This is a genomic window from Streptomyces sp. NBC_01260 (genome assembly GCF_036226405.1).
Classification (GTDB): Bacteria; Actinomycetota; Actinomycetes; order Streptomycetales; family Streptomycetaceae; genus Streptomyces; species Streptomyces laculatispora.
On sequence record NZ_CP108464.1, the window covers coordinates 8,443,532 to 8,455,417 of the forward strand.

Consider the following 11,886-nt stretch of genomic DNA (forward strand, 5'->3'; position numbering starts at 1 on the left):
GTCCGCGCCCGTATCAGGGGTACCGAACCCGGCGAAGGAATCCACCAAAGCTCTGTTCCGCGCGGCACCGCGCGTGCGGAGCCGCGGTGGCCACTCCCGCGTCGGCGAACCCCCGCAACCGTTCCGGGCCCGGAGGTGTGGACCAAGTCCGCTAGGAGGAGTTCCATGGCGGTTCTCTGCAAGCCGGCAATCGAGGTTCCCGAGTACGTCATCACCAACGAGGAAACGCTGGAGCTGGCTCAGCGGTTGCACGGCGACCATCCGCAGATCGATCTGGTCCTTCGTCTGATCGAACATACCGGGGTACAGAAGCGGCACCTGATCCAACCGATCGAGAAGGTGCTGCAGCACCCGGGCTTCGACGCCCGCAGCATCACCTACGAACAACACACCAAGGCCCGGGTGCCGGCAGTGGTACGCCGGGCACTCGACCAGGCCCAACTGGAGCCGCGCCAGATCGACTTGATCGTCTACGTCTCCTGCACCGGTTTCATGATGCCTCCGCCGACCGCATGGCTCATCGACGAGATGGGATTCCGGCCGGAGACACGACAGCTGCCGATGGCCCAACTCGGCTGTGCCGCAGGCGGCGCAGCCGTCAACCGGGCCCATGACTTCTGCAAGGCGTACCCCGACGCCAATGCTCTGATCGTCGCCTGCGAGTTCTGCTCGCTGTGCTACCAGCCCACCGATCTGAGTGTCGGATCGCTGCTGTCCAACGGCCTGTTCGGCGACGGCATAGCCGCCGTCGTGGTCCGGGGCAACGGTGGCACCGGAGTCCGCCTGGAACGCAACGGCTCGTACATCATTCCGGACACCGAGGACTGGATCTCCTACGCGGTCCGGTCCACCGGATTCCACTTCCAGCTCGACAAGCGTGTGCCCGGAACCATGGAGCCCCTCGCCCCGGCCCTGCATGCCGTCGCGGAGGAGCACCAGTGGAACGCCGGCAAGATGGACTTCTACATCATCCACGCGGGCGGCCCGCGCATCCTGGACGACCTGAGCCTCTTCCTCGACGTGCCGCCGGAGGCGTTCCGCTTCAGCCGCGCCACGCTCACCGAGTACGGCAACATTGCCAGCGCGGTGGTGCTCGACGCCCTTGGCCGCATGTTCGATGAGGCTTCGGCGCTCGACGGCCACCGCGGCCTGATGGCCGGCTTCGGCCCCGGTATCACCGCCGAGATCTCCCTGGGCACCTGGACGACGGCCTCCGAGTAGGTTTCAGCCCGTCCGGCGCTTGTGGCCCCCGGCCCCTCCAGTCCGTCCTTCGCGCGAGGACAGAGGGGGCCAGGGGCCGGAGCCCCCGGTTTCAGGAAGGGGCGGCGTGAAGCCCCGCACAACGGCCCACCACGCACCGCCCCACACCGGCCGCCCCACACCTTCCCGCCCGGGGAATACGGACTCGGTTCGGCCGTGACATGAGAAAGGCCGTACGGGTTGGGTGAGTGGTGAGACCGACCTGGGCCCGTACGGCCTGTACGCGCAGGTCAGCGCCCGAAGACCGGACCCTGCGTCTGCGCACCCCGTACCCCGTGCGCGCGCACCGTTCGCAGCTGTCGCGCGTCCCGGGCGATCCGGGAGCGATCCGCCCCGGTGAGGCCGCCCTCACGGGCGTAGACGACGACGGTGATGACGGCCTCGGGCCTGAAGTCCTTTGACGTCGTCATCGAGGGGACGGCGGCCACCGTGTCGCCTGTACAGCACCGCTCCCGGGTTCCGTGCCGGTGACAGTAGCCCGCAGCCCGCGGGGTACCCCGGCGACCCGCCGCCGGGCGGCTGCCGGGCCCCGGTAGGACTGTCCGGGCGCCCGGACGCTCGACGGGCGCCCGGCGGGTTCGGGGCTCAGCCCTTGACGGTGAAGGCCGCCCGCAGCAGTGCCTCGTCGCGCGAGGACGGACCGACGAGCAGCTCGAACGCGCCCGGCTCCACGACACGGTTGCCCCCGGCGTCCACCAGACTGCAGTCCGCGACCGGCAGTTCGATGGCGACCTCACGCGACTCGCCGGGTTCGAGCGTCACCTGACGGTAGGCCTTGAGCTCCTTCTCGGCCCACGTCACCGACGTGACGGTGTCGCTCACGTACGCCTGCACGGTCTCCCGCACCGGACGGTCGCCGGTGTTGCGGACGAGGACGCGCGCCCGCAGGGTGTCGCCCGCCCCGAGGACCTCGGTGAGCACCTCCAGCTCCGTGTACGCGACAGTCGTGTAGCTCAGGCCCTCGCCGAACACGAATGCCGGACTCTGCGTCAGGTCGGCGTAGCGGGAGCCGTGCTGGCCGCGCACCTGGTTGTAGTACGTCGGCTGCTGCCCTGAATGACGTGCGAAGGAGACCGGCAGCCGGCCGGACGGCTCGACGAGGCCGAGTGCCAGTTCGGCGACGGCCCGGCCGCCGAGCATTCCCGGGTTGAAGGCGTGCACGATCGCCGACGCGTTGTGCGCGGAGGGCGGCAGCACGAGCGGCTTGGAACTGATGACGACCACCACCAGCGGCTTGCCCGTCGCGGCGAGCGCGTCGAGCAGCGCGACCTGGCCGCCGATCAGTTCCAGGGTCGCGGTCGAGCGCCCCTCACCGACCAGCTCGATCCGGTCACCGACGACCGCGACGACGTAGTCGGCGTCCTGCGCCGCGGCGACGGCCTCGCCGATCAGCGCCTCGGAGGGCTCCGCCGGGATGACGATCTCCGGCCGGGGCTGCCCGTCGGGGAAGAAGGCTCCCTGGGGGTCGGGCCCCACGGTGAGGATGTCGGCCCCGCGCGCGTGGGTGACGGTCCAGCCGTCCGGCACGTGCTCCCGGAACCCGTCCAGCACGGTGCGGATCATGTCGCGCGGATGACCGTTCGGCAGCCAGTCCGCCTGACCGGAGGACCCCGCCCAGTCGCCGAGCTGGGTCTGCGCGTCGTCGGCGTTGGGCCCGATGACCGCGACCGTGCGCGGCGCGGCGCCGGCGAGCGCGCGGCCGTCCGTTCCGGCCCCGAATCCGCCGGCCAGCGGCAGGGTGCCGTCGTTGGTGAGGAGCACCAGCGAGCGGCGGGCCGCTTCGAGGTTCAGCCCGGCGTGCCCGGCGCTCCCGATGACCGCGGCCTGCCGGTCGCGGTCGGGGTGGCGCGGGTTCTCGAACAGGCCCAGCTCGAACTTGAGCGTAAGGATCCGGCGGACCGCCGCATCGATCTCCGCCTCGTCGAGCGTGCCCCCGGCGACCGCCTCCTGGGCACCGTCGAAGAAGCCCGGCGTGGTCATCACCATGTCGTTGCCCGCGCGGACCGCGGCGGCGGCCGCCTGCGCGTGGTCGGCGTAGACCCGCTGCTCCCACACCATCCGGCCGACGTTGTCCCAGTCGGTCACCAGCGTCCCGGTGTAGCCCCACTCACCGCGCAGCACCTCGTTCAGCAGCCAGCTGTTGACCGTGATCGGGACCCCGTCCATCGACTGGTACCCGAGCATGAACGTCCGGCAGCCCTCCCGGGCGACCCGCTCGAACGGGGGCAGGAACCACGAACGGAGCTTGCGGCGCGAGATGTCCGCCTCGCTCGCGTCCCGGCCGCCCTGGGTCTCGGAGTAGCCCGCGAAGTGCTTGGCGCACGCCAGGACCGCCGTCGGGTCGTCGAGGCCGTCCCCCTGATACCCGCGCACCATCGCCGAGGCGAGCTCGCCGATGAGGAAGGGGTCCTCGCCGAACGTCTCGCTCACCCGGCCCCAGCGCAGGTCCCGGGTGATGCACAGGACCGGGGAGAACGTCCAGTGGACACCGGTCGCCGCGACCTCGACGGCCGTCGCCCGAGCGATGCGCTCCACGAGCTCCGGATCCCAGGTCGCGGCCATGCCGAGCTGGGTGGGATAGATCGTGGCCCCCTCCCAGAACGAGTGCCCGTGGATGCAGTCCTCGGCGACGAGCAGCGGAATCCGCAGCCGGGTCCGCTCGGTGAGGGCGGCCGCTTCCAGGACGCGGTCGGGGGAGGCGTGCAGGATCGAGCCCGCGTGCATGTCCTCGATGAGGTGCCGGACCCCGTCCTTCGCGTTCAGCTGGAGCATCTGGCCGATCTTCTCGGGCAGCGTCATCCGGCCGGTCAGGTCGGCGACGCGCTCGGGGACGGACAGCGCGGGGTCGAGATAGGGCAGTGAGGAGCCCACAGGAGTTCCTTTCACAACGTCGGTGACGTTCTCATCGGGCGGATGCCTGGGTGGTGGAGGGGCCGGCCGGTACGGCACGGCTCAACTCGGCCGCCCGGACCCACCGTACGCCGAATCCCGACCGAGTGGTAAGTATGTGGGTATGCGACTGTACTCAGTGATGCCGTCCGAGACGGGCGGGGAGGGTGGCACGTGACCGGCGATACGCGGCGTGGCTACGCCAAGGGCCGGGCCAAACGGGTGGAGATCCTCGACCAGGCCATGGCCATGTTCGGCGAGGTCGGCTACCGGGGTGCCTCGCTGCGCGTGATCGCCACCCGCTGCGGGATCTCGCACCCCGGGCTGCTGCACCACTTCCCGACCAAGCAGTCGCTGCTGCTCGCGGTGCTGGAACACCGTGACGAGGTGGACGGGGAATGGCTCGGCCTCGGCGGTCCGAGGGGCGTCGACCGGCTGCGCCGCTTCGTCGACCTCGCCGCACTGAACGCCGAACGCCGGGGGATCGTCGAGCTGTTCTCCGTACTCGCCGCCGAGGCGACCTCCACCGGTCACCCGGCGCACACGTACTTCGTGGAGCGCTACCGCACCTCGGTGCTGACCACGGCCGTCTCCTACCGGGAGGCGTGGGACGAGGGTGCGCTGCGCTCCGGGATCGCACCCGACGAGGCGGCGCAGCAACTGATCGCGCTGATGGACGGACTCCAGATCCAGTGGCTCCTCAGCGGCTGCGCGACGGACATGGCGGGTGTGCTGCGGGCGCATGTACAGGCGCAGTTGACCGTGGAGCTCTGAGCCGGGTACCCGGTCCCCCGCGGGCCGTGGATGCCCGCGGGGGACCGGGCGGGATCAGGGCCCCAGGCCCCTCTGAACCGGTCCGGGGCCTGGGACTCCTGACCTGGGGTCAGCTCGTCATGACCCGTGTTCCTGGGAACCGCTGCCGTCCGCCGCGAGCAGGGCCTCCCGGCCGATGAGGGCCGTCGAGCCGGGTGCCGTGCAGGCGTAGGCGCCCGCCACCGCGCCCAGCCGGGCGCAGTCGCGGACGTCCCGGCCGTCGAGCCTTCCGTACAGGAAGCCGGTGACGAACGCGTCGCCGGCCCCGTTGGTGTCGACCACCGGGGCGGGCGGCACGGTCGCCGGGACGTGGTGCGGGTCCGGTCCGCCATCGCGGGTGAGGAGGTAGGAGCCCTCGGCGCCCGCTGTGGCGACCACGGTCTCCGCGCGGCCCTCGCGCAGGATCTGCCGCATCAGCGCGGGGGTGCGGTCGCCGGCTGTCGCCGCGCTGAAGAAGACGAGATCGGAGCGGAGGGCGAACTCCCGCTGGTGCTCGTCCCGTCCGTCCCAGTCGTGCAGATCGGTGGAGACGGGGACACCGAGGGCCTCGATGTCGTCGTAGAGGAAGCGAGTGAAGTTCGTGATGGAGAGATGGACATGGCGGGTGCGCCGCAGCCGGGGCAGATAGAAGTCCTGCGGCATCCGCAGATCCTCCGGGTCCCGGGCGTCGTAGAACGACATCCGCCGGCCCTTCGCATCCACCAGGTTCACCGCGCGGCGGGTGCCCGCCGCGGAGATCAGGGGATGGAACTCAACGTCCCCCTCGGCCAGCCGCTCACGTACCCGGACGCCGGTCGGGTCGTCGCCGATGCAGTCGAGCAGGGCCACATCCAGACCCAGCGCCCGCGCACCGAGGGCCACATTGCCCCCGGTCTGGCCGGGCCACTCCTCGATCGGACCGACCATCACGGAGTCGGCGAGCGGAACCGGCAGGGCGTCGACGCGGACGATCGTGTCCACCCCGCTCCCGCCGACCACCACAACGTCGTACTCGGGCTGTCGTTGGATCACTGTGCCGCCTCTCTTGTCCCGCCGCGGCCCAGTATCGCCGACCGGCCGGCGTCACCGCGGCCGATCTCTGCGAGCGGTCCGGCAGCTCGCTGATTATGATCGGCAAGGGGCCTTGGACCTGATCTGTGGAGGCTTTTCGATGCTGTCGGTGCTCGAACCGCGTGACATTCCTCCGCGCCTTGCCACTGGCGCGTTCATCCTGAACTCCGGCCTGGGCAAGCTCAAGGCCGACGAGGCGACCGCGCAGGCCCTGCACGGCATGGCCTGCACCGCCTACCCCTTCCTCGAGAAGCTTGAGGCCGAGCGGTTCGCCCGGCTGCTCGCCTGGTCCGAGATCGCGGTCGGCAGCGCGCTGCTGGTCCCCGTCGTGCCGACCAGGCTCGCCGGACTGGCGCTGGCCGGGTTCTCCGGCGGGCTGCTCGGCCTGTATCTGCGGCTTCCCGGGATGCGTGAGCCGGGCAGTCTGCGCCCGAGCCAGGCCGGTGTCCCGATGGCCAAGGACGCCTGGATGTTCGGCATCGGGCTGGGCTTCCTCGGTGCGGGAGGACACCGGTGCGGCACACCGCGCCGCCGTTGCCGCCGGCACCGCAGGTGCGGCCGCTGAACCGTCCCCGTACCGGGCGGTGGCACGGGCGCCGCGCCACCGGCCGGTGTCAGTCGCGCACCCGGGCCATCAGCAGCGCCACGTCGTCGTGGTGACGGGGGTCCCGGAGCTCGCGCAGCAGCCGGTCGCAGCACTCCTCCAGCGATGGATCCGGCTCGCGGAGCAACGTCCGCAAGGCGTCCAGCCGGGTGTCTATGTCCTGGTCACGGGTCTCGACCAGGCCGTCCGTGTACAGGACGAGCCGGTCACCCGGCCCGAGGGCGAACGTGACGTCGCTGAACGGCACACCGCCGACGCCGAGAGGCGCCCCGGCCGGCAGATCGAGCAGCTGCGGCGGGCCCCCGGCCGGGATCAGCACCGGCGGAAGGTGCCCGGCGGTACTCACCTGGCAGGTGTTCCGGCCCGGGTCGTACACGCCGTACACACAGGTGGCGAACCACGGGTCCAGATCGGCGGTGATCTCGTCGAGATGCCGGAGCACCTCGGCGGGCCGGAGACCGATCCTGGACAGGGTCTGGGTGGCGGTGCGCAGCCGCCCCATCGTGGTGGCCGCGTTGATGCCGCTGCCCATGACATCGCCGACCACCAGGGCGGTCCGGCCCTCTCGCAGCGGTATGACGTCGAACCAGTCGCCGCCGACCTCGTACCGGGAGGCGGCCGGCCGGTAGCGGGACGCCACCTCCAGCCCGGCCGGAGTGTGGTGGTTGTGCGGCAGCATGCTGCGCTGGAGGGTGAGCGCGGTCTCCCGCTGCTGCCGGAACAGCCGGGCGTTGTCGATGCAGACCGCCGCGCGGGCGGCCAGGTCGCAGGCCAGCACTTCGTCGTCCTCGGTGAACGGCAGCGGATTGTCCGTCCGTACGAGGTCGAGAGCGCCGAGGACCTCGCCCCGGGCGATCAGCGGCACCGCCAGGTAGGAATGGGCACCGGCCTCCGCCAGCAGTCCCGCCGCACGGCTGTCGCGGGCGATGCGCGACAGCTTCTCCGCGTCGAGGTACGGCACCCGGACCGCCTTGGCCGTGCGCACGCAGCGGGTGATCAGCCGGTCGGCGCCGTAGTGGGCCGCGTGGCCCGGTGGATCCGCCGCCTCCACGGCCGGCGTGGGCCGGGCGGCGACAACGGCCAGCGCCTGGATGAGGGCCGGGCCCTCGGTCCGGCGGGGGTTCCCCGTCAGCACACTGTCCAGGACATCGACGGCTGCGAGGTCGGCGAGCTCCGGAACCGTGACCTCGGCCAGCTCCCTCGCGGTCTGTTCCAGATCCAGGGTGGTTCCGATGCGCACCGAGGCGTCGGCGATCAGTGCCAGGCGGTGCCGGGCCCGCTCCGTCTCGGCCTCGGCCCGGTGGTGGTCGGTCATATCGATCAGTGAGACGGCGAGTCCCAGCACCCGACCACCGGAGTCGTCCAGCCGGTACAGCGACATCGACCAGGCGCGGTCGGTGTCCGGATCGGCCGCGGTGCGGCCTTCCACCTGATGGCCCACCTGCGGTACACCGGTCTTCAGTACCTCGCTCATCGCCGCCTCGACCACGTCGCCGTCGAGGAAGGGCAGCGCCTCCCCGGCCCGGCGGCCGAGGTGCTCGGCCGTGCTCAGACCGTTCATCCGCTCCAGTGCGGGATTGGCCGCCAGATACCGCAGATCGCTGCCCAGGACCGCCAGACCGATCGGGGACTGGTCGACCAGCCGCACGGACAGCGCCAGATCGCGCTCCACCTGCCGCAGCGTCGCCCCGTCCGTGGCCAGACCCAGCGCGTAGAAGTCACCGCGGTCGTCCTGCAGCCGCATGTTGCGGAACTCCAGCAGCCGGGTGGTGCCGTCCTTGCACCGTACGGGGAAGCTCCCCGCCCAGGTCTCGCCGCTGCTCATCACCTCGGCGAACAGCCTCAGCACCAGCTCGAAGTGCTCGCCGTCGACCAGGATGCGGGCGGCGAACCTGCCCAGCGCCTCCTGCGGTGTGTAACCCAGCAGCCGCTCGGCCTGCGGGCTCCACAGCGCGATGCGGCCCTCGGCGTCCAGCACCATCGCGGCCGTCCCCAGGACGTCCACCAGACCGCCCTCGGGGGAGCGGCGCACGCCTGCCCGGTGGGCTTCGCCCTCGCCGGTCCGCATGTCATCAGTGCCGTCCACGGACCATCCTTCCCAAGCCGTCACCGTGCCCGGAGACAAGGTTCGCTGTCTCCCATGGTCGCCCTGGACCCGCCGCCCCCGCAGCTTCGGCGGATCCAGCGGATCAGAAGATCCTGCCGCGGGGGGTTTCGGAAGCCTCACGACGGTCACCCGCAGCGTACTGATCCGAACAGCCGAACACGACCGTCAGGAGTGAGACACATGCAGAACTGGCGCGAGCATGCGGCCTGCCGCGACGCGGACCCCGACCTCTTCTTCCCCATCGGAACCACCGGCCCCGCGCTCGTACAGGCCGAGGACGCCAAGGCGGTGTGCCGCGGCTGTCCGGTACGGGAGGTGTGTCTGCGGTGGGCCCTGGAGAACGGCCAGGACTCCGGTGTGTGGGGCGGCCTGGGGGAGGACGAGCGGCGCGCGCTGAAGCGCCGCAGCCGCAGGCGGGCCAAGGAGCACGGATGAGGACGAGCGCACCGTCACACCACCGGCAGCCCGCCCGCGTGATGATTCGCCGGCCGCCGGGTACACGATGAGACATGGACACCACGGCCTGGCTCATCATCGGCGCAGTTCTCGCCCTGCTCACCATGGTTGTCGCCGGCGTCCTCCTGGTGCGGGTGTTCCGGGCCAGGAAACTGCTGGTCGACGCAGGAATCCCGCTGCACAACAAGGCGCTGGTCTGGGCGGCGGTGATCTACACCGTGTCGCCCGTCGATCTGCTGCCGGACCCCGTGTACCTCGATGACATCGGCTTCCTGATGCTGGCGCTGCGCTCACTGCACGCCGCCGCGCGGGCTGCCGCAGCCGGCGGTCGCGCCGAGCGGGGGACCGAGGCCCGGCACCCCGTGCCGTAGGACCCGTTCCCGGCCTCCCCGCGTCGGCGGTCCACCGAACCGGACGCGTCAGGCTCGTTGACAGCTGAACGGGTACACGTCACTCTCCTGGGAGAGCGCTCTCCCATTCGGTTACGGGACATCGGTCCCGCACTCTTCTGCCAGGAGAGAATGTGCACAGACCTTGCGCAGCCCTGCCCGCGAGACCGCGTACGGGCACGCTGCTGATCACCCTTCTCGCCCTTCTCGCCTCGTCGCTCGTGATGCTCACGGCGTCGTCCGCCGGAGCCGCCGAGACCCTGCTCTCGCAGGGGAGGGCGGCCACCGACTCCTCCCACGAGGGGGACGGCTACGCGGCCTCCGCCGCCGTGGACGGGAACCTGACCGGCACCCGCTGGGCCAGCGAATGGCGCGACCCGCAGTGGATCCAGGTGGACCTGGGCGCCACCGCGGCCCTCAGCAGGGTCGTACTGACCTGGGAGTCCGCCTATGGCAGGGCGTACGAGATCCAGGCGTCCGACAACGGCTCCGACTGGCGCACCCTCAAGGCGGTGACCGACGGCGACGGCGGCACCGATGAACTGGCCGTCTCCGGCTCCGGACGGTACGTCAGGATGTACGGCACCGCCCGCGCCGGCGGGTACGGCTACTCCCTGTGGGAGTTCCAGGTGTACGGCACCACCGGCACGCCGCCCGCCACCGGCGGCGCCGTCCGGGTCACCGGCTCGCAGGGCAACTGGCAGCTGACCGTCGACGGCAGGCCCTACCAGGTCAAGGGACTGACCTGGGGACCGTCCGTCGCCGACGCGGCACGCTACCTGCCCGACCTGAGGTCGATGGGCGTCAACACCATCCGTACCTGGGGCACCGACGGCTCCTCCAAGCCGCTGCTGGACGAGGCCGCGGCCAACGGCATCCGGGTCGTCAGCGGCTTCTGGCTCCAGCCGGGCGGCGGTCCCGGCAGCGGCGGCTGCGTCGACTACCTCACCGACGACGCGTACAAGGCCTCCTCGCTCACCGAGTTCGCCAAATGGGTCGACACGTACAAGAACCACCCCGGCGTGCTCATGTGGAACGTCGGGAACGAGTCGGTTCTCGGCCTCCAGAACTGCTACAGCGGTGACCAACTGGAGAAGCAGCGCAACGCCTACACCACCTTCGTCAACGACGTGGCGAAGAAGATCCACACCGTCGACCCCAATCACCCCGTGACCTCCACCGACGCCTGGACGGGAGCCTGGCCCTACTACAAGCGCAACGCCCCCGACCTGGACCTGTACTCGGTCAACTCCTACGGCGACATCTGCGGGGTCCGCGGCACCTGGGAGTCCGGCGGCTACACCAAGCCCTACCTCATCACCGAAGGCGGCCCGGCCGGTGAGTGGGAGGTCCCCGACGACGCCAACGGCGTCCCGGACGAGCCCACCGACGTGGCGAAGGCCGAGGGGTACACCAAGGCCTGGAACTGCGTCACCGCCCACCGGGGCGTGGCCCTGGGCGCCACGCTCTTCCACTACGGAACCGAGCACGACTTCGGCGGCATCTGGTTCAACGTGGTGCCCGACGGCAAGAAGCGGCTCTCGTACTACGCGCTGAAGAAGGCGTACGCCGGTTCCACCGCCGGCGACAACACCCCGCCGGTCATCAGCGGTATGACGGTCCAGAACGCCACCGGGGTGCCGGCAGGGCGTGAGTTCACCGTCGGCGCGGGCATCCGGGACCCGGACAACGACCCGCTGACGTACCGGATCTACCTGAGCGGCAACTACGCCACCGGTGACAAGGCCCTGGTCGAGGCCACCTGGCGGTCCACCGGCAACGGCACCTTCGCGGTGACGGCGCCGGAGCGGCTCGGGGTGTGGAAGGTCTACATCCAGGCCGAGGACGGACACGGCAACGCCGGCATCGAGACCAAATCCGTGAAGGTCGTGGTGCCGCCGGTCAGCGGCACCAACCTGGCCCTCGGACGGCCGGCCACCGCCACCTCCGCCCAGTCCGGCGGCACCGGCTGCCCCTGCACCCCCGCGATGGCGGTCGACGGCAGGACCGACACCCGCTGGGCCAGCGACTGGAGCGATCCCCAGTCGATCCAGGTCGACCTCGGCGAGCGGAAGTCCTTGCGCCACCTCCAGCTGGTGTGGGACCCCGCCTATGCCAAGTCGTACGAGGTGCTGGTCTCGGACGACGGCGGCAACTGGCGTTCGGTGTACTCCACCACCAGCGGGAACGGCGATGCCGACGATCTCGACATCGCCCAGACCGCCCGCTACGTGAAGCTCAACCTCACCCAGCGGGGGACTGGTTGGGGATACTCGCTCTGGGAGTTCGGCATCTACGGCTGATCGCCCGGCGGCGCC

The 11,886-nt window shown here is 70.9% G+C and carries 10 protein-coding genes; 6 read left to right on the top strand and 4 right to left on the bottom strand.

The features are described 5' to 3' along the window. Window positions 1-165 precede the first annotated feature (165 nt). Window positions 166-1,221, top strand: coding sequence for a type III polyketide synthase (locus tag OG322_RS37640; RefSeq protein ID WP_123465227.1), 1,056 nt, complete (start codon window positions 166-168; stop codon window positions 1,219-1,221). A gap of 269 nt (window positions 1,222-1,490) precedes the next feature. Here OG322_RS37640 and OG322_RS37645 read toward each other — a convergent pair whose 3' ends face one another. After that, window positions 1,491-1,670, bottom strand: coding sequence for a hypothetical protein (locus OG322_RS37645; protein WP_124285875.1), 180 nt, complete (start codon window positions 1,668-1,670; stop codon window positions 1,491-1,493). A 175-nt stretch (window positions 1,671-1,845) separates the two neighbouring features. Beyond that, window positions 1,846-4,131 (bottom strand): glycoside hydrolase family 3 N-terminal domain-containing protein, encoded by a 2,286-nt coding sequence (locus OG322_RS37650; protein ID WP_123465231.1) that lies wholly within the window; start codon window positions 4,129-4,131, stop codon window positions 1,846-1,848. Between the two features lie 192 nt (window positions 4,132-4,323). Between OG322_RS37650 and OG322_RS37655 the strand changes: the two genes are divergently transcribed. Beyond that, window positions 4,324-4,923: a TetR/AcrR family transcriptional regulator gene (locus OG322_RS37655; protein WP_329307558.1), complete on the top strand. Its 600-nt coding sequence runs from the start codon at window positions 4,324-4,326 to the stop codon at window positions 4,921-4,923. A 117-nt stretch (window positions 4,924-5,040) separates the two neighbouring features. Here the strand turns inward: OG322_RS37655 and OG322_RS37660 are convergent, their stop codons facing one another. Next, entirely contained in the window at window positions 5,041-5,943 is a 903-nt protein-coding gene (locus OG322_RS37660) for a carbohydrate kinase family protein (RefSeq protein WP_185095569.1), read from the bottom strand. A gap of 169 nt (window positions 5,944-6,112) precedes the next feature. Between OG322_RS37660 and OG322_RS37665 the strand changes: the two genes are divergently transcribed. After that, entirely contained in the window at window positions 6,113-6,577 is a 465-nt protein-coding gene (locus OG322_RS37665; RefSeq protein WP_123465237.1) for a DoxX family membrane protein, read from the top strand. Between the two features lie 49 nt (window positions 6,578-6,626). Here the strand turns inward: OG322_RS37665 and OG322_RS37670 are convergent, their stop codons facing one another. After that, entirely contained in the window at window positions 6,627-8,684 is a 2,058-nt protein-coding gene (locus OG322_RS37670) for a SpoIIE family protein phosphatase (RefSeq protein WP_123466425.1), read from the bottom strand. Window positions 8,685-8,903: 219 nt separating this feature from the next. On the opposite strand from OG322_RS37670, the gene OG322_RS37675 reads away from it, so the two are divergent. From OG322_RS37675 to OG322_RS37685, 3 genes are all read left to right on the top strand, one after another. Continuing rightward, the gene (locus OG322_RS37675) at window positions 8,904-9,158 is read left to right on the top strand and encodes a WhiB family transcriptional regulator (RefSeq protein ID WP_123465239.1); all 255 of its coding nucleotides are present in this window, start codon (window positions 8,904-8,906) and stop codon (window positions 9,156-9,158) included. 74 nt (window positions 9,159-9,232) lie between these two features. After that, window positions 9,233-9,550, top strand: coding sequence for a YkvA family protein (locus OG322_RS37680; protein ID WP_123465241.1), 318 nt, complete (start codon window positions 9,233-9,235; stop codon window positions 9,548-9,550). Window positions 9,551-9,702: 152 nt separating this feature from the next. Next, window positions 9,703-11,871 (top strand): discoidin domain-containing protein, encoded by a 2,169-nt coding sequence (locus OG322_RS37685; protein WP_123465243.1) that lies wholly within the window; start codon window positions 9,703-9,705, stop codon window positions 11,869-11,871. The last annotated feature ends 15 nt before the right edge of the window (window positions 11,872-11,886 follow it).